Consider the following 22,204-nt stretch of genomic DNA (forward strand, 5'->3'; position numbering starts at 1 on the left):
TTTTACAATTTCAAACTTCGCAATCGCAAGGCATTTGCAATCACGGAAACGGAACTAAAACTCATTGCTAAAGCCGCAATCATTGGAGATAACAAAATCCCGAAAAACGGATATAGCACCCCGGCAGCAATTGGAATCCCAAGCACATTATAAAAGAAAGCAAAGAATAAATTTTGATTGATATTTTTCATAACCGCATGACTCAGTTTTTTGGCTTTTACAATCCCTTGTAAATCCCCTTTGACTAAAGTTATTTTGGCGCTTTCAATCGCTACATCTGTTCCGGTTCCCATCGCTATCCCTATATCGGCTTGAGCCAAAGCAGGAGCGTCATTTATACCATCACCCGCCATAGCAACTATTTTACCTTCGGCTTGCAATCGTTTAATTTCTTTCAATTTATCTTCTGGTAAACAGCCTGCTATATATGAACTCAATTTTAATTCATCGGCAACAGCCTTGGCCGTATTAATATTATCACCGGTCATCATAATAACTTCCACTCCCTGGCGCATTAGTTCCTTAATAGCGGCAACACTTGATTTTTTTATGGCGTCAGTAATGGTTACATAGCCTAAAACGGCATTGTCAACCGAAATATAAGAGACTGTTTTCCCCAGTTTCTGCTCAGCAACAATTTTACTTTCAATTGCTTCGGAAGTAGCGGCTCCAAACTGTTCCATAAGTTTTTTATTCCCAAGAGCAACCTTTTTACCAGATACTGTTCCTATTACTCCTTTTCCGGTAATGGATTCAAAGTCTTTAACTTCTGTCAATGTGATTTTTTTCGCTTGCGCAAATTGGACTACGGCTTGCGCCAATGGATGTTCGCTATATTGATTTACAGAAGCAATGTTTTGAAGTAAATCCTCCTCTTGATTAGTAGCTGAAAAAACCTTTTCCACTGATGGTTTCCCCTCCGTGATTGTTCCTGTTTTATCAGTGATTAAAACAGTCACCTTGTTCATTTTTTCCAATGCTTCGGCATTTTTTATCAGCACTCCTGATTGTGCTCCTTTACCCACTCCCACCATTACTGACATAGGGGTTGCTAGCCCTAACGCACAGGGACAGGCAATAATCAGCACTGCAACAGCATTTATGAATCCGTAGATTAAAGCTTCATTTTCAGGCCCGAATTTTGCCCAAACAAGAAATGTAGTTATCGATACCACAACTACTATTGGCACAAAATACTTTGCTATTCGATCCGCTAATTTTTGGATTGGAGCTCTAGAACGACTGGCATCATTTACCATTTGTACAATTTGCGAAAGCAAGGTTTCAGAACCAATTTTTTCGGCAACCATTACAAATGATTTAGTTCCGTTAATAGTTCCGGCAACAACCGCATCATCTATTTTTTTATCGACTGGAATGGGTTCGCCCGTAATCATCGATTCATCAATCGTGCTTTCCCCATCGGTGATTTTTCCATCAACAGGGATTTTATCTCCTGGTTTAACACGCAATAAATCCCCTTTTTTTATATCATGAATAGAAATCACTTTATCGACACCATCAATTACCAAGGTGGCTTCTGTTGGCGCTAATTTCAGTAATTCTTTTATTGCGCTATTGGTTTGGCTATGGGCTCTGGCTTCTAATAATTGCCCTAATAAAACTAAAGTTAGGATAACAGCCGTAGCCTCAAAATAAAGAGAAACCGTTCCGCTATGCGTTTTAAATTCAGAAGGGAAAACATCTGGAAAAAACATCCCGACCAAACTGAATAAAAAAGCAACTCCCGTACCGATTCCAATCAAAGTAAACATGTTGAGATTCCAGGTAACAATTGATTTCCAAGCGCGAATAAAAAACATCCAACAGGCATAAAAAACTACGGGAAGCGTTAATAGTAATTGTACCCAATTCCACTTTTCAAGATCCATTACTTTCAATAATGGATTGTTAGGCAGCATTTCCATCATGGATATTATGAAAACAGGAACAGTAAAAAGTAAAGCTACTTTCATTTTGTGAAGCAATTTGAAATACGCTTTTTTTTCTTCACTATCTGATGGCTCCATTGGGACTAAATCCATACCACAAATAGGGCAAGAACCTGGACCGTCCTGCACAACTTCTGGATGCATCGGGCACGTATAAAGCGTTTTTCCTATATTTAATTCTGGAGCTTTCACTAAATCCATTCCGCATACTGGACAGTCTCCCGCTTTGTCATACACTTTATCGCCTTCACAATACATCGGGCAATAATATTTCCCTGCGGCATTAACTGAAAGTTCTTTATGAATAGTAGTGTTTTTGGGTTTATCAGTTCCACAACACGATTTTGCACTAGGCGTCTCAACTTCATTAGGTAAGGAGTCTGCGTGAGGAATCATCTCTATGGTGTAGTTTCCAACAGCAGACAAGGCATCTTGCAACTGCGCAACAGGAATATGTTTTTCCATTGTTAGGGTTGCCAATGCCGGATCTAAAACTACTACTGCTTCAATTCCTTCGATAGCATTAAGTGTTTTTTCCACTTTAGTACGACAACCATCGCAAGACATTCCGGTAATTTTATAAGTGTGCGTCATCATTTCTAAGTTTATAAATTAACATTACAAATATCCGAAAGAACCCTTTCTGCCTTGTTACAGAATTTTGGAGAAAAATTACAAGATTTACAAATCGTCTATCTGAATTCTTTTTTTATCCTTTAATTTTTTAAAATGTGTGGGCGTAAAACCTGTTGTTTTTTTAAACTGATTACTTAAATGCGCCACATTACTATAATTGAGCTGAAATGCAATTTCACTCAAAGTCAACTCGTTATAAATCAACAATTCCTTTGCTCTTTCAATTTTTTGAGCAATAAAATAATGTTCAATCGTAATCCCTTCCATTTCAGAAAACAGATTACTCAAAGAGTTATAATCCTGTTGTAAATCTTCGGCTAAATAGTTAGATAAATTGGTTTTCAGTTTTTCAGTTTTGTAATGCACCAAATCAACAATTAGATTTTTAATCCTTTCTATAATCTTGCTTACTTTATCGTCTAACAATTCGAACCCAAGTAAATTCAGATTATTGGTTAGTAATTGCATTTCGCTTTTTTCTATATCTCCAGAAACCTCAACTTCACCCAGTGTCATTGATACAACAGGATGTCCTATTTTTTCCAGTTCAGCCTTTACAGCCATTTCACAGCGACTGCAAACCATATTTTTTATGTAGAGCTTCATTTACAATACTATTATTTTCAGCAGCTTATTCAAAGTTCCGATTTTTATTATTAAAATCACTTTCCTTTCTTCATTATTAACTATACTTAGCTTAAATTCAGTGAATTATATAATAATTTTACATATCGTGTCCTGCCATAGGATCACTCCCTTTACGAAATTTATACTCACTGTTGATCGCGTATGCTCCAGTAATGACTACTTTTTTATTTGGGTCTAATTCAGATATTATTTCGATCATTCCATTCGTTTCCACTCCTGTTTGAACCATTACATTTTCAAAAATTCCAGGCCTTTTTTCAACCCAGATATAAGTGGCCTTTTCTTCTCGAATGACCGCATCCACAGGAATAAACAATCCTTTTATATTGGATTTTGTTAATCTTGCTATGGTCTGCATTCCAGGTTTCAAAAGAAGATCTGCGTTTGGCACTTCCATTCTAATTAACAACAATCTGGAATCGGGGTTAATTTCCGGGTTAATAAATGCTATTTTCCCATTTGTGTTTTTATCCGGATAATCCGTAAAGGAAACTTTTGCCGTTTGTCCTATTTTTAAACTTTGTGCGTAGTTCACGTTCACCTGAGTTTCAAGCCAAAGACTGCTTAGATCCGCTAATTTAATTATAGGACTACCTTCCATAACATAACTGCCTTCTGTAGTCCTAATTTCCGAAACATAGCCGTTATAAGTACTGTAAAAAGTGGTGTATGGCGACACATCAGCAGTCTTTTTTATGCCTTCAATTTGTGCATTGGATAAACCAAAAAACAATAATTTTTGTTTGGCTGCATTGAGCATACTTATTGCATTTTTTCCAAAATCACCTGGCATAGACAATTGTTTATAGGCCGTGTAATAATCTTGTTTTGCAATGGCGATATCCTCACTGTATATTTGATAAACCGCTTCATTCTTTTTGACATAAACCCCTTCCGTCTTGAAAAATAATTTCTCAATCCTACCCATCGCTCTTGCCGAAATGGTTTTGATTTTTTCCTGATTTATCGTCAACACACCCGTATAAGTATCTTCAATATTACTTTTGGTTTCTAATATCGTTTGAGTGGTGATGTTACCCAATTGTATTTGTTGATCGCTCAGAGATATTTCATTAGGGGCTGAATCCTCTTTTTTCATAGGAGTCAAATCCATATGGCAAATAGGACATTTACCCGCTTTATCTTCTTTTACCTGCGGATCCATCGAACAAGTGTAGTACACATTATCTTTTGATTCGTGTGCGCTATGTTCCTCTTTGTTTTTAGTATTACATCCTATAAAGGCAAGTAATACGACAAATAGGAAACTGTTTTTTAGTGACTTTTGCATAATTAATTGGTTTTAATAAAGCTCTCGCTATCCATTAAATACTGTCCATTTTCTACTACTTTATCTTGAATTGAAATTCCTTCAATGATTTTAGCAAAACCATCAATCTCAATTCCGGTTTTAATTTCTTTGGCTTTAAAACCTTTATCCATTTTCACAAAAACTACTTTTTTACTTCCTATACTCACAATAGCCTGTTTGTCGAGCCAAATACCTTGAACCGCATTTGATTTTACAATTCCTTGTAATCGCAAACCTATTGGAAAACGGAGTTTTTTATTATTCAAATAAACTCGGATTCGGTTTGTTTTATCATCAGGATTAAATTGCGTTTCGACGAAATTCACTTTGGCGTCTACGAAGTCTTTTTTATCCAGCTCAGATGTTATTCGAATAAATTGATTCATTTTCACCAAGCTGTTATTTCCTTGCGAAACGTTAAACACCCCCCAGACTTTATCTGTATTCATTAATTTAAAAACAACCTCAGCCTTTTTTATATAATCTCCTTCTTTTATTGATAAGGAAGTTGTTGTTTCATTCGGTTTCTGCATTCCACCCGAAACATTATTTGACATTCCGTCTGTTCCCTGAACAATCCCATTAGTAGGGCTGTAAATAGAAATCACTGGCTGTGTTTTTTTGGCTGCAGCCAAAGAATTAATCTGGCTATTACTCATTCCGTAAAGAAGAAGTTTTTGTTTCGAAGCTTTTATAATCGATGCGTTTCCTGAATCATTAGTGATTAGGTAAATGAAATTTTGCTGTTCTGTTAGCAATTCAGGGCTGTACAAATCAAAAAGCTTTTGTCCCTTAGCCACTTTTTGGAATTTATAATTCACATACATTTTCTCCACTCTCCCGCTAATTCTTGCCGCAATATTTACTGATGAATTAGGATCATATTCGACCATTCCCGGTAAATTTATTTCACTGCTTAGCGTTGTGTCTTTTGGCGTTGTGGTATTATAATTCCCTACTACAAAATTATCGGTTGGTTGCAATAAGTGATCGATGGAATTGCTTTCTTTAGGTTGGTTTTGACTTACTTTTCTAACTAAATCCATTCCGCAAATAGGGCAACTTCCGGGTGCATCCCGAATTATCTCGGGGTGCATCGAACAAGTATAAACTAATTCCTGCTGTGGCTCTTTCTCTACTTTGATCAGTTTCATTCCGCATTTATGACAGGTTCCCGGTTGATTACTAAAAACCGAATCTTCTGGCATAGGACAGGTATAAGTTACCTCATCATTTGAAAAAAATGTATTGTTTCCTGATTTCGCCACAAAATAATAGGTCGCAATTCCAATGATGGAAAAAACCAAAACTACCAGACTGTATTTTAAATATTTGTTCATAGTTACTTCGTTTCCAGTTGTTTTTCAATTTCTACCTGTGTGCTCAAAATGGACTGTAATTTGTCTAATTTCTCAATTTGAGCCATATTCAAAGCTTCCCAAGCATCCAACACAACAAACAAGTCTCCAGTATTGTTTTGCCAAGCTATAATTGAGGTGTCATAATTCCTTTTCAAAGCCGGAATGATGCTTTTCTCGGCAATATCGTATTGCTTTTTCAAGTTGGTCAACTCCGTACTCATTCCTGAAATCATCCCAGTGGCTTCATTGAGGATCATTTGTTTTTGCCATTCGAGGCTTTCGTTTTTTATTCGAAAACTATCCATACTTGCTTTATTCATTTTGGTAGACCAAGGCATAGGAATCGTAATCATTCCCATCAAAGAAAATTGTTGTGGACGATCGCCAAAAGCAAACATATGGTCATATTTTACACCAAACTCCGGTAACAATTTAGCTTTTTCCGTTTCTATTCTCAACTGATTTAATTCAATTGTTTTTTCAATGGCTTTTACATCACTTCGGTTTTGAGATAGTGAAGTGGCATCCGTTTTCATAAAATCAAATTCATTCAAATCATAAGCCGAATCAATATCAAACGCGGTGTTTTTGTCTCTTGCCATCAAGGTATTAAGCAAAATCCTTTTTTGAGAAATGTTGTTTTGCAACATAACCACCATACTTTGTAAGTTACTGTATTGTGATTTTGCCTTATAATAAGTGGGCAATTTATCCATATTGTATTGGTAGCGAATTTCCATACTTTTGATCATATATTCCAAAAGCAATAAATTATCGTTGGCAATCTTAATCTTTTTATCAAGTACAATCCATTGGTAATAATTGGCTTTTGCCAATGCATTTAACTGATTAATGGTATAATTTTTATTCTCTGCTTCCACTGAAGACATAGCGTTCATATAATTATAGTCGGCTTTTAATTTTGACGCATTGGGAATCATTTGCGTAAAGCCAACCATATAAGCCCCCATTCCAGGATTCATTTCATCCGCTTTCCACATTTTAGTGTCGTAGGGCGTCATAAACAAACCTGTATTAATTTGTGGAGCCATCCAGCTTTTTGCACCAATAGCCGCAGCATTCATACTTTGAATATCGGCATCGTACATTTTTAATTGAGGATTATTTGTTTTGATTCTCGTCAAAACAGCATCCAAAGCAAGTGTTTGTGCCCCCACATTTGTAGTGCAAAAAACCAAACAACTTATAACGAGTAAATAGCTATTCTTTAACATCTATCAATTCTATTTTACCTTTTGTTCTCAATTCACGAAGCTTTGTTATTTCGAAAACTACTGGTGTTACTAATAATACATAAATCGTAGAGGTGATTGTCCCTCCAATAAGCGGTACGGTGATAGGAATCATCACATCAGCTCCGGTTCCGGTTGCCCAAAGTATAGGAACTAATCCAAATAATGAAACTGAAATTGTCATTAGCTTAGGACGCAACCTTTTGGCCGAACCGTCAATAATGTACTGTCTTAATATTCCTTCCGTAATCGTTTCACTGCTATTCCCGTGATCAGCAACCATTTTATTCATCGCTTCATTCAGATAAATAGTCATCAACATAGCTGTTTCTATGGCCATCCCGAATAAAGCAATAAAACCTACTGCCACGGCCACTGATAAATTAATACCATAAAAATAAACCATAAATACTCCCCCAATAAGGGCAAAAGGAACGGTGATCATAGTGATCATAGCCTCTTTCATTGAATTGTAAGTAAAATATAAAATGAGGAATATTATAACAACAACGATAGGCAATATCATACTCAATGTTTTATTGGCTCTGATTTGGTTTTCCCATTGACCGCTCCATTCCACATAATATCCTTTTGGCATTTTGGTCATCATCGCATTCAATTTTTCCTGCGCTTCTTTTACGGTGCTCCCTAAATCGCGATCGCGAACATTAAACAAAACACTTCCTCTAAGCATCGCATTCTCACTGTTAATCATAGGAGGCCCATCACTTATTTTTATATCAGCTACGGTTTCTAAAGGAATAGGACCAAAATCCATAGTTTGCACTTGGAGTTTTTTCAAGGCTGATATACTGTTTCTATATTCCTGTGCATATCTCGCATTGACTGAGAAACGCTGTCTGCCCTCAATAGTTGTCGTTAATGTCATTCCTCCTATTGCCGCTTCAACTACATTATTCACATCATCAATGCTAAGACCATATCTACCTATCACTTCACGCTTAGCTTCAATATCGATATATTTTCCACCCGTAATAGGTTCAGCATATAAATCTTTAACCCCAGAAGTTCCTTCCAATGCTTTCTTGATTTTTTGAGCCAAGACATTGATGGTATCTAAACTTGCTCCATAAATTTTTATCCCCACATCAGTTCTAATACCTGTAGCCAGCATATTAATCCTGTTGATGATAGGCTGTGTAAACCCATTAGTCACACCCGGAATTTGGAGTTTATTATTGATTTCAGTTATGACATCATTTTTTGTTTTGTCTTCTCTCCATTCATTTTGAGGTTTTAACAAAACAATGGTTTCAATCATACTAATAGGACTGTTATCGGTTGCCGTATTGGCTCTTCCCGCTTTTCCTAAAACGTGGGCCACCTCAGGTATTGATTTTATCAGTTTGTCCTGTACCTGCAATATTCTTTTCACTTCTGAATTCGACACATCAGGTAAAGTCACCGGCATAAACAAAATGGAACCTTCATCTAGAGGAGGCATAAATTCAGACCCCAATCTGGTAAACATTGCAACGCCTATCAATAGCGCCAAAATATTAACAGCCAGTAATGATTTTCTCCATTTCAAACAAAAGGTAAGTATAGGAGTGTAAATTTGTTCCAGTTTTCTATTAATTGGATTTTTTGATTCTGGTCGAAGTTTTCCCTTTAGCAAGAAACTAATCAGCACCGGAGTTAAAGTAATGGCAAGAAACGCATCTACAATAAGAATAAAAGATTTGGTCCAAGCCAATGGACTAAATAATTTACCTTCCATTCCTGTCAATAGGAAAACGGGTAAAAAAGAAGCAATTACTATAAGTGTCGAATAAAAAACACCCGGACCTACCAACTTAGAAGAAGACTCTATAAGTTTTAGTCTTTCTTCAGATGATAAAGGATCCTGTTCTTTTTTGAATATTTTATTTAAAAATTTTTTCATTTCAAGTCAATTATTGATTTTCTTCCATTCCTTCTTGTTTCTCCGAAATTGTCCTATAGGCATTTTCTACCATCACAATTCCGTCATCAACCACAACCCCAATGGCCAAGGCAATTCCGGTAAGAGACATAATATTGGACGAAATCCCAAAAGCTTCCAGAAGTATAAATCCAATCGCAACTGATATAGGCAATTGTATAAGAATAATTAGGGCACTTCTCCAATGAAAAAGGAAAAGCAGAATCACAATCGAAACGGCAATCATTTCCTCCATTAAAGTTCCCTTTACGGATTCAATGGCTTTTTCAATAAGCTCACTTCTATCATAGGAGGTTTTAAAAGTTACGCCTTCAGGAAGACCTTTTTCTACCTCTTTCATTTTTTCCTTAACGGCAGTTATTACTTTATCTGCATTTTCGCCGTAACGCATTACCACAATTCCACCTACTACTTCACCATCTCCGTTTTGGTCAAAAATACCCAAACGTAAATCACCTCCCATTTGAACTGAACCAATATCACTAACTTTTACGGGAACCGAATTATAGTTTTTAATGGCAATATCTTCGACGTCTTTTATGTTTTTAATATACCCTAAACCTCTTACGATATAGGACATATTACTCATTTCAAATTTCCTTCCTCCCACATCATTGTTGCTTGTCTTCACCGCTTTCATCACTTCCATCATGCTTACATTATAGTATTGCATTTTTAAAGGATCTAGCACCAATTGATATTGTTTTTCAAATCCACCAAAAGAGGCGACTTCAGCCACACCGGGAACGGTTTGCAACGCGAATTTAACGTACCAGTCTTGCAACGCTCTTTGCTCTCCAAGATCCATTCCGTTAGTTTCCAGATGGTACCAAAAGATATGACCTACTCCTGTACCGTCTGGACCTAAAGTTGGGACAACATTTTGCGGCAACAATCGTTGTGCATAATTCAATCGTTCCAGAACCCGGGTTCTCGCCCAATAAGCGTCGACATCATCTTCAAAAATGATGTAAATAAAGCTCATCCCAAACATGGAAGAAGCGCGTATATTTTTAATTTTCGGGATTCCTTGTAAGTTGGAAACCAAAGGATAGGTTACCTGATCCTCTATTACTTGTGGGCTTCTCCCCATCCATTCCGTGAAAACAATAACCTGATTTTCTGATAAATCAGGAATGGCGTCTATTGGATTTTGGTTTACACTATAAATTCCCCAACCAAACAAAGCAGCCGAAACCAGCAACACAACTACCCGGTTTCTTAGTGAGAATGATATTAATTTTTCTACCATAATAATTTAATTTACAGATGAAATACTGTCTTTCATCTTTTCGATCCATTGAATTAATTCTGCTTTTTGAGCGCTTGTAAGGATTGCCTCTTTATTAATAAGAGTATAGGAAGACAAAGGCATTTCATCGGATTTGATTTGTTTTACAATTCGATCCAATTTATTCCCTTGTTTTCTAGAAGAATAATTTCCCCATTCACTAAAGTTTAAATTTTCCTTTCCTTCTTTAATATGCTGTCTATCAATATTCTTGCGGGCTGAATATAAGCGCACCAAGGATAGCGGGTAGTGTTACTGTGACAATCGTAACAGGATGTTTTTAAAATGGTTTCCACCTTTTTAGGAACATTATATACTTGGGTAAAATGAGTAGTTGTAACCTGCCCGTAATCAATATTACGGGCAGGTTGATACAATTGCATCAATAAAATAATACCAAAACTAATTATGATTATTCTTTTGACTCTTGTTTCATTTTACCACTCTTTTTTTACTGCACCACAGCTTAACATTTGGCTACCAAAATACGGGTTCTTGATATCTTTAGTCTCACTTATCCAGATAGCTCCTTTATCATTATCAGCCATTGGACAAAAATCCTGATACAGTTTTTGTTTTGTTCCAAAAGCTGTAATTAAATCGTTAATGTCTTTACTTAACATTACGAAATGTTCTCTTTGACGGTCAATTTTTCCTGAATTATCAGCAATGTGTTCAGCATGTTCCTTTGCGTCATCAGCAATATCCAAATACTGTTTTTTTAATTTAGCGTCAATTTCGTTTGAATTTACTTTTCCAAAAGTTGCTTGTAATGCTTTCCCGGCAGCAGCAGCCCCTTTTGAATCGTCTTTTACAAGAGCATTTTTTAAATTCAAATACCCACTTACAATTTCGTTAATTGAAAATGAAGATTGAGAAGTACTGTTTGTTGTTTCCATATTTGATCCTTCGTGCATATCTCCATCGTGGTGTTCGTGAGTAGCTTCAGTATGTGCTACTGGCTCAGTCAATTCCATTCCGCATTCTGAACAAGCTTCCCCTTGCTTTCCTGTTACTTCAGGGTGCATCGGACAAGAATACAATTGCGAACTTGATTCTGAAGTTTCCGTTGTTGCAGATTCTTTGTTTTTTTTACATGATACAGCCACCATTGCCAATATCATTACTGATAGAATTAATTTTTTCATTTTTTTATATATTAGATTTTGTTAATAATTCTTGTTTTTAATTAGTTACATTAAAAAAAGTATACTCTAAACGAAGTAAAAATCCGTTTGGAGCCGTACGATTCATAGAAGTATATAACTCTTGTTTGTAAGCCAAGTCAACTCTTGCTTGACTATTAATTATAAATTGAACTGAAGGAACAACATCTAAATACGATTTTCCATTACCATTTAATCGCTGGCCTAAAAATTCAACCATCGCATTGATATTAGTTTGCTTGAAACTCGTGTATTTTTTTGGATGCATTAATTTACCAATAGAAAGTGTATAATTTATGGCGCTATTACTTTGGTCAGCAGGAAATTCATAATTAGGCTTATTGTCTAATGCTCTTTCATAACTTATAGAAGAGCTTATTGCTACTTTATTAATCAACTGAGTCGCCACAATTCCTGTTTCATAACCGGTATTATGTCCCATTGTCTCGATTTCATCCTGATGAATATCGGCATTATTGAAACTGTATTTCGCGTAAGCAGCCATACGGAAATGACTGTGCATATCATCTACAGAAAAGAATCTATACTTAGCGTATAAACTTCCTCCTTCGGTATCCCAGCCTTCTCCGCTATTGCTTATAAAAGCAGCGGCACGAAGCATCAATTTATTATTCACCCCCCACATAATTTCGGGCATATTATGGTAATTTAAATTTCCGTTTTTTTCATATAAGAAAAAATTCATATCCCTAACTCCAATGGAACCCGCAGGAACATTACTGGCAGGATCAGTCATAACGAACAATTCCTGGGATTTTACTTGAAAAGAAAAAGCAACTAGGAATATAAGAAGTAAATGTCTCATTTTATTATAGGGTTTTAATATGGTAATCATCTTCATTTTCTAAAGCATACGTTGGCACTTTTGAATATGACTTCAGTAATTTCTTAAACTCCTTACTTGTAACAAACCCCTTGTCTAAAACCTGAACTTTAGTTTCTCCGTTTAGTGTCTTTGCTTTTGAATCAACCATAACATAGTTAACCTCTCCTACTTTTACCATTTTGTTTTCTTGCGCATCTACATTATCAAAAGCAACAGTCATTACCATTGAACCTACAAAAAATCCCGCTTTCTCAACGCCTTCTTTCAATACTCTTGGCTTTAAAGCATTATCTTTTTTAAGATATACTGTAAACGTATTTGTGTTTAAATCTATACTTATACTATCTACTTCTTTTAGTGATTTAAGCTGCTTGTTTATAGCATTAGAGCACATCGAACATGTAAGTCCAGTTGCAATAATTTCTACTTTACTAATTTGAGCATACGATTTTAGGTTTACAACTAGTAACAATAGTGTAATCACTATCAGTTGTTTGTTCATTATTTTCATTTTATTGTAATTTATTAATTTGATTATTAATTTCTTCTTCTGTTGGATTAATAGCGATTAAAATCCCTTCTTTATCAAACAAATAAGTTGTAGGGAGTTCCTCAACACCAAAACGAACAGCCACTTTAGCGTCAAATCCTTTTGGTTCATTTAATTGTGTGTATTCTATTTTATCCTTTTTTATTGCATTTCCCCATTTCACTATATCAGTATCAAGGGATATCCCAATAATTTCAAAGTCTTTAGTCTTAATGTCAGAATGGAGTTTTACTAACTTTTTATTAGCAACTCTACAAGGTGCGCACCAGGAAGCCCAAAAATCCACTAATACTGTTTTCCCTTTGAAAGAGGACAATTCAACAGCTTCATTTTGGATGTTTTTTAATGTACTATTGGGCATAGCATCTCCAATTTTCATTTGTGCATTCCCCTTAGAGAAAGAGACAATTAAGACAATGGCTAAAACTAATTTTTTCATTCTGTTTCGAAATTAATGATGTTGTTATGGCGTAAGAATAAATTATTACGCCATAAAATGTTTTATTTTAATGTTTCCACTGTTTTTCCACAGCTCAACATTTGAGATCCGTAATATGGATTTTTGATAGCACTGTCTTTACTCAACCAGTTCGCTCCTTTTCCTCCATTTGCCATTGGACAAAACTGATAATAGGTTGGCGTGTCTAATTTTGACACTTTAACCATTTCATACATGTTTTTAGACAAAGTCATGAAATGATCACGTTGGTGTTTAATATCCTCAGTATCCGAAATATGATCAGCATCTTCTTTCAACTGTTTCATAGTTTTCATCCAAACCATATGTACATCCATCGCTAATTTATCCATTTGAACAGCATTAAGCGAAGCTAACAAGTCTTTTGAAACACGAGAAGATTCTTTCCCATCTGTTTTTACTAAAGCCTCTTTTAATAAAAAGTAATTGTCATAAACCGCTTTTAATTGATTTACTTCTTGCGTAGGTGCTGCTGCTGCGTGTCCTGCGTGATCTCCATGATTCTCCATCGAAGCTTTTTCCGTATTATTAACTTCTACCTTAGTTGCTCTTTCATATTGACAACAACCGTGTAGGTTATCATATACATCAGTAGGAGCAAGGAATTTTTCGCTGTCGTAACCTGCTAATGCGATACGCTTTAAGATTTCGTCCTGAGAAGTTTGTTTCGAATCATAAGTAAGAGTTGCCATTTTAGTGTCTTTATTCCAGACTACTTTAGCAATTTTATTAAGATTCCCAGCCTTTTCTATATTGGCTTTACACATAGCGCAGTTCCCTAATACCTGAACTGTTTCTGTTGTTGAATTTTTAATTTGCGCAACGGCAACTGTAACTGATAGCAATAGAGTTATTGCCATCACAACTTTTTTAAGTGATTTCATTGTATAATAAATTTGAATTGAAAATAGCAAGACAACATCAAATCAATAGCAAATAAGCTATAATTTTATATTGTAACAAGCCGAAAAATAATTGATTGTAAAGCAAGATTGCTTTGAAATTGACAGACTATTGGCTATCAAAAATTTATTTTAGCCTATTTTAGGAATAAGCCAAATTGAAGAATATCCTTCTGAAGTAAAAGATACTGGATGATTAAATCTATGTTTCTCCAAAGAAAAATTAAACAACCCGTTTTGTGAAACGGAATCTAATGAATGGAAAATTCCAATATTTACTATTGAAATACTGCCACACAAAGAATGACCGCATTTTCCGTTGCATCCTTTTTGATTTTTGTCTTTCGAATGAGTCTCATTCGAACAACAATCTTTCTTTTCAGTCTTGGATGCCATTTCTTTAGTGCAAGATTTTTTTTCTGAAATTTTTCCACACGCAAAAGCTTCACTAGGCATCAGGAAGAGACCAAGTAAAACGATTAATAAGATGTGAATTTTTTTCATTTGCACTAAAATAGTTTAACAAAATTAAACAAAATATTGTAATGCATCACTAATGTATTGTTAAAAAAAATTAGTGATGCTTTATTTTAAGTGTTCGATTTATTTTGTCTCCCCTAAAATTGAATACATTAATGACTGGGAAACCGATAAAATAATACTAAACAACAAGGCCGTGAAGAAGGAGTCAACACTAAATCCACCCACAATATTATCACATAATAAAATGATTAGAGCATTGATAACTAACAAGAACAACCCTAATGTTATAAAAGTTATAGGCAAAGTCAATATAACAAGGATAGGTTTGATGAATATATTTAATAACCCAAGAACCACGGCAACAATTAAAGCAGTTGTAAAACTGGCGACATGAACCCCAGTCATAAGATTTGAAAGAAGCACCACTAAAACAGATGTAATAAGAATTCTAATAAGTAATTTCATATGTAGATATTTATTGTTTTTCAATTGTCTCCCGATAGCTATCGGGAGTAATTCGCATATCCTTTTTGGTGTTTGTGACCCAATTTTAGGTTATGCTCATTTCCTGTTTTTTTATTTTCTTTAAAAGTAGTTAATTTTTTAAATTATTGGTTTGTTTCTAAAAAAGAACTTGCCAATTGATGAAACATCTTTGGGTTTTCAGCATGAAGCCAGTGCCCTACACCTGGAATTGTCTCAATTGTAGCAACTGGAAATTGCAGTTTTATACTTTCAAAATCACTGTCCAATATATAATTTGAATTCCCACCACGGATAAAAAGTGTTGGCTTACTGAACACCAATTCTTCGGGTAGCGGCACCCCTATCTCATCCATTTTTTTATTAAAAACAGAAAGATTAAATCGAAAAGCCAGTTGTCCCGGCTCTTGCCAATACAAACTTTTCATCAAAAATTGACGCGTCCCAAAATCAGGAATGTACTGAGTTAACACAGCTTCAACCTCACTACGACTTGGTTTTATCGAGAAATCAACTGCATTTAATCCCGCCAAAATAGGCTGATGGTGTTGTGGATAAAATTTCGGACCTATATCAGCCACAATCAGTTTTTTAACCATATCAGGATAAGATGCAGCAAAAAGCATCGCTGTTTTACCACCCATAGAATGTCCTATTACATTTACTTCCTCTAATGAATTAGCTTTACAATAGTCGAAAACATCCTGAGCCATTATCTCATAACTAAATTCTTCCGACTGTAAACTACGTCCGTGATTGCGTAAATCAAGAAGATGCACCTGAAAACCTTCGGAAGCAAATTGTGTCCCGATAGTTTTCCAATTGTCAGACATTCCCAGAAATCCGTGAAGTATTAAAAGTGGCTCACCTTGACCTTCTATTTTTGAATAAAGCATTTCTAAATATAAATAAAATTGAACGCAAAGATAACAAAATCAATTTCCGTTTGATATCAAATAAAATTTGATTTTTTTCCAAATATCACTAAAAGTGGGTATTGTAAACACTTCTGAAAAGGATTATTTTTGTAGTGAAAATATTACCTTGAAAACTTATTTTCAATTTAAACGGAAATCAAACATTTACTTCCGCGTCTTTATTACAAATTCTAATTTTAAAACAAATGATTAAAAAATTCCTTCTGCTCTCAGTGATTATTTCACAACTTACAATTTCTTGTACAAACGATAGTGGAGACACCCCAGATACTTCAGCTGACAATTTAAACGACCAAATTGCCAACATTATCAAACAACCGTATTCAAACTTAACTCCGGCACAACAAAAAGTTAAACTCGAAGCTGAAGCAAATGAAATGCTGCTTCAAATGAAAAAATCAGAAACGTCTGGTGCTATTGAAGCGATTCAAAACTTAGGTAACTTACTAGATGTTAGTTCCGTAGATATATTCAATGGTAAAAATGACAACCAAATTGCAGAAATCCTTAATGTTTCTGGCGTTTACGGTATCTACTCATGGAATAACACAAAACAAATTTGGGTAAAAACCACTTCCACTACTGAGTTGAAATTTGTTTTTCCAGCAAAGAAAAGTCAAACTATAAACAATGCTTCTTTATCTTCAAAGGCTATTTCATCTGATATTAAAGTGAAAATAAGGGACAGTTACAACTGGCAATCTGGAACTACTATAAATGATGAGTTTTACTTACCAACTTCAGTAGATGCAATTTTAACTATTGACAATGTGCAAGCGGCTACTTTCGCAACTAATGCGAAATATTCAAACGGTAAAGAAACGCCAGACGACTCTAGTTTTAAAATGGCTTTAAATGATGGTTACACTTTCGAAATTAGCGGTAAAAAAGGAGATCCAAATTCAGCTAAATCAACATTTACATTTAACGGTAAAAACTTAGTGTCATTTACATCTGGAAGTACTGCTAAAATTGACGAATTACTGAAAGATGATGCATTAGTTTCTTACAGAGGAAAAGCAAACGGGCTTGTACAGATCATGGATAATTTCATGATTGTGGCTGATATGGATATTACTGGATTAGCTAATGATGAAGCTGCATTAGAAAAAACATTGGTAGAACCTGATTATAATAGTAGTACTTATTACTCAAAAATAAATGATTATAACAAAGCCTATTCTGAAGGAGAGGTTCTTGCAAAGAACAAAAATACAAAACTGATTCTTGTATCTAAAAAAGATGGAACAAAAATCGCTGACGTGATCCAAAAATCTGAAAAAGGATATAGTTACACCCATCATTACGAGTGGAATGTATCTGGAAAATACTGGTCTTGGAATTCAAATACCACTGGTATGACTTATCAAGAATATGATGAAGTACTTTACCTAAAATTCAATGACACTACCGAAGTTGAAATGAGTGTTTATTTCTCTACAGGATTTGATGCACTTGAAACTAAATTTGAGAACTTCTTAAAATCTTTTGAAAGACATTAATTCTTCTTTCCTGATGATTTTAAATGAGGCTGTTTTTTAAAACAGCCTCATTTTTTTTTAGGCGTCTGTATAGAAACGGTGCTTTGTCCGTAGCCTGCCCAGATACCCAGACCACCAATGATGTTCGATTTCAAGCTTGTATTCGATGGATAGATAGGGTTTCTACCATTCACAATTTCATTTTGCCAACTATTCCAAAAATCAAAAGCCTCTTTGTTTAAGGTTCTTAATTTGACATAAATTAAATCACCATCAGTGAAATAAGGTTTGAATTTTGCTTTGGGAAAAATTAATACTCCCCTATTGATTTGCATAGAAACAGAAGCCGAAGTAAAACTGTCATCATTAAGGTTCCCATAAAAAGCAGGCACAAAAACAGGTTCTTCTTTATCTATTCTTGTTGTGACTTGGTAGTAATTCTTCTCTAAAACGGGATCGTCAAATTCTATGAAAACATAGCCCGTCGAATCCTTTGGATTGTCTTTGATATAAGTAGCTTTTTTTAAAACAACCGTTTTAGGGATTGTTGTAGTTGCTTGAATTACCCTGTCTAAATATTCAATTTTCAACGTATAGTTTTTTCCAACTTCTCCAAGTATTTCATTTCCGTAATAAACAAATGGAGGAATCCTGTCATTATTCCTTTTCAACTTCAAAATCTCTTCCCTTTGTCCATCGGAAACGGTAATCTTAGCAGAACGAATAACGTGGTTTAAAATAGTTGTAGAATCTATAGCCGTTGCAATAGGAATACTTCTGGACAAAATGACTTGCGGATAATCGCCCGCTTCAATCCAACCTTCGACAACAATCTTGGATTCTATACCGACACTCTTATCAAAATCATCCTGATTACAACTTAACAACAGCATACAAAAAGACAATACGATTAACTGCTTCATTTTTTTTAAAATTTAAATCTCCAACTTATAGATGGCAATATGGAGTATAATGTTTTTCGTTCTGGTTTGACTTCTATTTTTTCTTTGTCTTTATCAATCGTGACATTCAAAACTACGTATATCGGATTTTCGATATTGAACGTATTGAATATTGAAAAATTAAGAGCGCTTTCCCTTCCCCTTGTCTTAATAAAGTAATAATTTACGGAAAGATCGGTGCGAATATAATTGGGCATTTGGGCATTATTATATTTACCATATTCTTTTACAGGATTATTATTTATAAAATACCAGGAGGTTGGCATTGTAAAACGGTTTCCCGAACTGAAAATTTGAGTTAATCCGAAATCCCATTTCAAATTTAAATCAAAAGTCCCCACCAGAGCTAAATTATGTCTTCTGTCGTATTTTGCATAATAACGGGCTCCCTCATTAATCTCTTCAAATTGGCGATTGGACCAGCTCAAGGTATAACTCAACCATCCTTTAAATCTTCCGCTGTCTTTTTTTAACATCCATTCTAAACCATACGATTCACCATTCCCTATCAAGATGTCGTTTTTGAATGTTGTGATCTCATTAAATTGTGTTACTCCATAAGGATATTCAATCAAATGATTCATGGAACGGTAGAATCCGTTCAGCGAAGAATTAAATTGTTTTGTCAATATGCGGCTTCCTCCAACTGAAAATTCATTGGAACTTTGTGCCGGAATCCCATCAGAACTGGCAACCCAAAAATCAGTGGGAATACCAACACTTGATGTTGTGATTAAATTCAGATATTGATTTTGACGGGTGTAAGAGGCAAAAAAAGAAGTGTTTTTATGAGGGTAATAATTCAATAGCATTCGGGGTTCTAAATGTAAAAAAGTAGTTTCTCCCTTGTCAGACAGGTAATAATTCATTCTTAAACCTAATTCCGCATATACTTTCTCCATTAATTTAGGCTTTGCACTTGTATATAAAGCCAGACTATTAGCGGTACTGATTACGGCTTGTTTATCAATATTATTTGAACTCAGATTATTAACTTCAATTTTTTGAGGTTGCAATTTATGATTGGTATACTGCAGACCCGTTTCGAATGGTATTGAATTTATCAAATACCGAACGGAGTTTGAAAACCCAAAATCTTGAACATAGGAAGATATGCCCATTTGAACTGTGGCTTGCTCCATATGTAAATTGTTACCATAACGGGTAAAATAAATTGCGTTTGACATAACCACAGCATCTGAAACCTGATATTTCCAAGCTGACGAAACAACTGTATTACTCCATTTCAACTTTGCATTTAAATTCAAATTAGAATCATTAATCTCCAACTTATCACCGCTTACAAAAGCGTCAATTGTCAGAAGCTGTTTTTTGGAAAGCTCCGCTACTAATGTCATATTACCATCGGCAAAACCATATTGCAATCCTTTGACATCACTATCTTCTTTATTTTTTTTTGATTCGAATAAAGGAGCAACTATCTCATCGATGTATGTTTTTCTTCCTGAAAGATACAATCCAACTTTATCATTTAAAGGCACCGAAAATGTAGCCTGTGAAGCTAACAAACCCAAATTACCCTGAACCGAGAATTCAGCGGGCACCTTCTTATTAGGCATTACTAAAACCGTAGAACTCAATCGTCCGCCATTTTTCGGATCTGAATTTGATTTGTCAAATTGCACTTCTTGAATGTGATTCGCATTATAAAAAGGAAAAACACCTAATAAATGTGCCATTCCATACACAGTTGCATCTGCATATAGCATTAAATTATGTCCAGGATCACTCCCACGAACGTATAAATAGCCATTTGCGTCTCCTGAATTCTGAACACCCGGGGTTAGTTGCAGCAGTTTTATTATATCTGTTGTACCCATTATTGAGGGTACTGATGCCAATTTACTGGGAATAAACGACAGCTTACTTCCTGAAGTTATCGAAATTGATTTTTTAGAATTAGATAAAACCACCACCTCATTTAATGCGCCGCTATCTCGTATTAAGATCAAGTCAAGTGACGTATCCTTTAGTATGTTTTCTTTTAGATAATGTGACACAAAGCCGATGCAACTCACTTCAATTGAACAAAAACCAGTTGGGATTTTCATTGAATATACTCCTATTGAATCTGTTATTGAGTTAAAAACAGTGTTGTCAGCAATAATGGTTAGGTTTGCTCCAATTATTGGCAGTTTGCTTTGATCTAATATTGTCCCTTTTACTTCAATATCTGACTGGGCATAAACTTCAACTCCACAAAAGAACAAAAAAGAAAATAAGAAAATTGCTTTCAAAGCTTAGCATTTAATGAGCGGCAAAAGTAGGAATTATTTCGCAATACTCTTAGTCCCAAAGAAGGATTAGACAAATTAAAATGAATACTGTCTATAAGTATTTCAATCCCCTATGCCTTACACTAATTTCATAAATAAAAACAACATCGATTAGACCGAATAGTCTATTTCAATTCTTTCATTGCGTGAGGGATAAAAGCGGAAATCCTTTTTATTATGGAGCGATAGCGGAATAATAAAAAGATTATAGCGAATAGCCCGACCACGCTGTAACGCTAGTGAAAGCGTGGTCACGCCCAAATTATTTTATCGAGTTACTCACTTAAAAACCAATATTAAGTATAATAAACTCAAACTTTATTATAGTTTTTAATGACTGTGAATACTTTAGAGTAGCATTAACAAAATGAAATATTTACATTTTAATCAATAACACACCCCTAACCCCTCTCAAGAGGGGAATTCGCCCCCCGTTAATATTTAACCTTTAGTTGTTTATTAAGTAAATAAGGCGATTATTTTATTTTAATTTTTGCAAATACATATTTACCACATTCTCTAATCCAAGATAAATTGACTCGGAAATTAAAGCGTGACCTATGGAAACCTCGAGTAATCCTGGGATGTTTTGATTAAAAAACTGGATGTTATCTAAACTTAGATCATGGCCTGCATTGATTCCTAATCCTAACTCATTAGCCAAAACCGCTGATTTCACGTAAGGATCAATTCCGTTTTTATTCCCCAGTCCGTATTGATGCGCAAAAGATTCCGTGTACAATTCTATTCTTTCGGTTCCAATTAGTTTAGCCCCTTCAATCATTTCGAGAACAGGATCAACAAAAATGGAAGTTCTAATTCCGTTACGTTGAAATTCCTGAACAATTTCGGTTAAAAAAGAAGCGTGTTTTACCGTATCCCAACCCGCATTAGAAGTAATAGCATCCACTGCATCAGGAACCAAAGTAACTTGTGTTGGTTTTATTTCAAGAACTAAGTCTATAAATGTTTTCTCTGGATTTCCTTCTATATTATATTCAGTATAGACGATCGATTTTAGATCTCTAGCATCTTGATAACGTATGTGACGTTCATCAGGACGAGGGTGAATCGTAATTCCTTCCCCGCCAAATTTTTGAATATCAGTTGCTACTTTTAATAAATCTGGCACATTTCCTCCACGCGCATTTCGTAAAGTAGCTATTTTATTGATGTTTACACTTAACTTAGTCATAAGAACATATATTGATTGTGGTAA

Annotated in this window: 19 protein-coding genes and 1 pseudogene; 1 reads left to right on the top strand and 19 read right to left on the bottom strand. The window is 34.9% G+C overall.

Annotation, left to right across the window (positions count from 1 at the left end; genetic code table 11):
• Positions 1-2: 2 nt before the first annotated feature.
• From FLAK523_RS01590 to FLAK523_RS01670, 16 genes and pseudogenes are all read right to left on the bottom strand, one after another.
• Positions 3-2,546 carry a heavy metal translocating P-type ATPase gene (locus tag FLAK523_RS01590; protein ID WP_248908114.1) on the bottom strand — a complete coding sequence of 848 codons (2,544 nt, stop codon included), beginning with the start codon at positions 2,544-2,546 and terminating at the stop codon, positions 3-5.
• 87 nt (positions 2,547-2,633) lie between these two features.
• On the bottom strand, positions 2,634-3,194 hold the full coding sequence (locus tag FLAK523_RS01595) for an AraC family transcriptional regulator (protein ID WP_248905821.1): 561 nt from the start codon (positions 3,192-3,194) through the stop codon (positions 2,634-2,636).
• Between the two features lie 118 nt (positions 3,195-3,312).
• Entirely contained in the window at positions 3,313-4,527 is a 1,215-nt protein-coding gene (locus FLAK523_RS01600) for an efflux RND transporter periplasmic adaptor subunit (RefSeq protein WP_248905823.1), read from the bottom strand.
• A 2-nt stretch (positions 4,528-4,529) separates the two neighbouring features.
• On the bottom strand, positions 4,530-5,888 hold the full coding sequence (locus FLAK523_RS01605) for an efflux RND transporter periplasmic adaptor subunit (RefSeq protein WP_248905825.1): 1,359 nt from the start codon (positions 5,886-5,888) through the stop codon (positions 4,530-4,532).
• Positions 5,889-5,890: 2 nt separating this feature from the next.
• A complete protein-coding gene (locus FLAK523_RS01610; protein ID WP_248905827.1) occupies positions 5,891-7,144 on the bottom strand; it encodes a TolC family protein in 1,254 nt (417 codons plus the stop codon).
• Positions 7,131-9,068, bottom strand: a complete 1,938-nt coding sequence (locus FLAK523_RS01615) for an efflux RND transporter permease subunit (RefSeq protein ID WP_248905828.1) — start codon at positions 9,066-9,068, stop codon at positions 7,131-7,133. The genes FLAK523_RS01610 and FLAK523_RS01615 overlap by 14 nt, the downstream gene beginning before the upstream one ends.
• A 10-nt stretch (positions 9,069-9,078) precedes the next feature.
• Positions 9,079-10,359 (bottom strand): efflux RND transporter permease subunit, encoded by a 1,281-nt coding sequence (locus tag FLAK523_RS01620; RefSeq protein WP_248905830.1) that lies wholly within the window; start codon positions 10,357-10,359, stop codon positions 9,079-9,081.
• A gap of 6 nt (positions 10,360-10,365) precedes the next feature.
• A pseudogene (locus tag FLAK523_RS15250) lies at positions 10,366-10,781 on the bottom strand (heme-binding domain-containing protein).
• 54 nt (positions 10,782-10,835) lie between these two features.
• Positions 10,836-11,546, bottom strand: a complete 711-nt coding sequence (locus FLAK523_RS01635) for a DUF3347 domain-containing protein (protein WP_248905835.1) — start codon at positions 11,544-11,546, stop codon at positions 10,836-10,838.
• Positions 11,547-11,583: 37 nt separating this feature from the next.
• Positions 11,584-12,390, bottom strand: coding sequence for a hypothetical protein (locus FLAK523_RS01640; protein WP_248905844.1), 807 nt, complete (start codon positions 12,388-12,390; stop codon positions 11,584-11,586).
• A gap of 4 nt (positions 12,391-12,394) precedes the next feature.
• Complete coding sequence (locus tag FLAK523_RS01645) at positions 12,395-12,922, bottom strand: heavy-metal-associated domain-containing protein (RefSeq protein WP_248905846.1); 528 nt, start codon at positions 12,920-12,922, stop codon at positions 12,395-12,397.
• A gap of 1 nt (position 12,923) precedes the next feature.
• Entirely contained in the window at positions 12,924-13,400 is a 477-nt protein-coding gene (locus FLAK523_RS01650) for a TlpA disulfide reductase family protein (protein ID WP_248905848.1), read from the bottom strand.
• 62 nt (positions 13,401-13,462) lie between these two features.
• Positions 13,463-14,323, bottom strand: a complete 861-nt coding sequence (locus FLAK523_RS01655; RefSeq protein WP_248905850.1) for a DUF3347 domain-containing protein — start codon at positions 14,321-14,323, stop codon at positions 13,463-13,465.
• Positions 14,324-14,473: 150 nt separating this feature from the next.
• Entirely contained in the window at positions 14,474-14,845 is a 372-nt protein-coding gene (locus FLAK523_RS01660) for a hypothetical protein (RefSeq protein WP_248905852.1), read from the bottom strand.
• A 99-nt stretch (positions 14,846-14,944) separates the two neighbouring features.
• Positions 14,945-15,289, bottom strand: a complete 345-nt coding sequence (locus tag FLAK523_RS01665) for a phage holin family protein (RefSeq protein ID WP_248905853.1) — start codon at positions 15,287-15,289, stop codon at positions 14,945-14,947.
• A gap of 143 nt (positions 15,290-15,432) precedes the next feature.
• Positions 15,433-16,203 (bottom strand): alpha/beta fold hydrolase, encoded by a 771-nt coding sequence (locus FLAK523_RS01670; protein ID WP_248905855.1) that lies wholly within the window; start codon positions 16,201-16,203, stop codon positions 15,433-15,435.
• Between the two features lie 227 nt (positions 16,204-16,430).
• On the opposite strand from FLAK523_RS01670, the gene FLAK523_RS01675 reads away from it, so the two are divergent.
• Positions 16,431-17,747, top strand: a complete 1,317-nt coding sequence (locus FLAK523_RS01675; RefSeq protein ID WP_248905857.1) for a hypothetical protein — start codon at positions 16,431-16,433, stop codon at positions 17,745-17,747.
• Between the two features lie 47 nt (positions 17,748-17,794).
• Here the strand turns inward: FLAK523_RS01675 and FLAK523_RS01680 are convergent, their stop codons facing one another.
• The 3 genes from FLAK523_RS01680 to FLAK523_RS01690 form a co-directional block, all read right to left on the bottom strand.
• Positions 17,795-18,649 (bottom strand): DUF4249 domain-containing protein, encoded by an 855-nt coding sequence (locus FLAK523_RS01680; RefSeq protein ID WP_248905866.1) that lies wholly within the window; start codon positions 18,647-18,649, stop codon positions 17,795-17,797.
• Between the two features lie 5 nt (positions 18,650-18,654).
• Complete coding sequence (locus FLAK523_RS01685; protein WP_248905868.1) at positions 18,655-20,946, bottom strand: TonB-dependent siderophore receptor; 2,292 nt, start codon at positions 20,944-20,946, stop codon at positions 18,655-18,657.
• A 520-nt stretch (positions 20,947-21,466) separates the two neighbouring features.
• Positions 21,467-22,180, bottom strand: a complete 714-nt coding sequence (locus FLAK523_RS01690) for a pyridoxine 5'-phosphate synthase (RefSeq protein ID WP_248905870.1) — start codon at positions 22,178-22,180, stop codon at positions 21,467-21,469.
• Between the last annotated feature and the right edge of the window lie 24 nt (positions 22,181-22,204).

It is taken from the genome of Flavobacterium sp. K5-23 (genome assembly GCF_023278045.1).
In the GTDB taxonomy this organism is placed as follows: Bacteria; Bacteroidota; Bacteroidia; order Flavobacteriales; family Flavobacteriaceae; genus Flavobacterium.

Coding starts and splice junctions, on each gene's coding strand:
- FLAK523_RS01590 (WP_248908114.1), bottom strand. CDS start 2,546: ATGACGCACACTTATAAAATTACCGGAATGTCTTGCGATGGTTGTCGT.
- FLAK523_RS01640 (WP_248905844.1), bottom strand. CDS start 12,390: ATGAGACATTTACTTCTTATATTCCTAGTTGCTTTTTCTTTTCAAGTA.
- FLAK523_RS01660 (WP_248905852.1), bottom strand. CDS start 14,845: ATGAAAAAAATTCACATCTTATTAATCGTTTTACTTGGTCTCTTCCTG.
- FLAK523_RS01645 (WP_248905846.1), bottom strand. CDS start 12,922: ATGAAAATAATGAACAAACAACTGATAGTGATTACACTATTGTTACTA.
- FLAK523_RS01655 (WP_248905850.1), bottom strand. CDS start 14,323: ATGAAATCACTTAAAAAAGTTGTGATGGCAATAACTCTATTGCTATCA.
- FLAK523_RS01620 (WP_248905830.1), bottom strand. CDS start 10,359: ATGGTAGAAAAATTAATATCATTCTCACTAAGAAACCGGGTAGTTGTG.
- FLAK523_RS01680 (WP_248905866.1), bottom strand. CDS start 18,649: ATGAAGCAGTTAATCGTATTGTCTTTTTGTATGCTGTTGTTAAGTTGT.
- FLAK523_RS01605 (WP_248905825.1), bottom strand. CDS start 5,888: ATGAACAAATATTTAAAATACAGTCTGGTAGTTTTGGTTTTTTCCATC.
- FLAK523_RS01600 (WP_248905823.1), bottom strand. CDS start 4,527: ATGCAAAAGTCACTAAAAAACAGTTTCCTATTTGTCGTATTACTTGCC.
- FLAK523_RS01690 (WP_248905870.1), bottom strand. CDS start 22,180: ATGACTAAGTTAAGTGTAAACATCAATAAAATAGCTACTTTACGAAAT.
- FLAK523_RS01610 (WP_248905827.1), bottom strand. CDS start 7,144: ATGTTAAAGAATAGCTATTTACTCGTTATAAGTTGTTTGGTTTTTTGC.
- FLAK523_RS01615 (WP_248905828.1), bottom strand. CDS start 9,068: ATGAAAAAATTTTTAAATAAAATATTCAAAAAAGAACAGGATCCTTTA.
- FLAK523_RS01670 (WP_248905855.1), bottom strand. CDS start 16,203: ATGCTTTATTCAAAAATAGAAGGTCAAGGTGAGCCACTTTTAATACTT.
- FLAK523_RS01665 (WP_248905853.1), bottom strand. CDS start 15,289: ATGAAATTACTTATTAGAATTCTTATTACATCTGTTTTAGTGGTGCTT.
- FLAK523_RS01595 (WP_248905821.1), bottom strand. CDS start 3,194: ATGAAGCTCTACATAAAAAATATGGTTTGCAGTCGCTGTGAAATGGCT.
- FLAK523_RS01675 (WP_248905857.1), top strand. CDS start 16,431: ATGATTAAAAAATTCCTTCTGCTCTCAGTGATTATTTCACAACTTACA.
- FLAK523_RS01635 (WP_248905835.1), bottom strand. CDS start 11,546: ATGAAAAAATTAATTCTATCAGTAATGATATTGGCAATGGTGGCTGTA.
- FLAK523_RS01650 (WP_248905848.1), bottom strand. CDS start 13,400: ATGAAAAAATTAGTTTTAGCCATTGTCTTAATTGTCTCTTTCTCTAAG.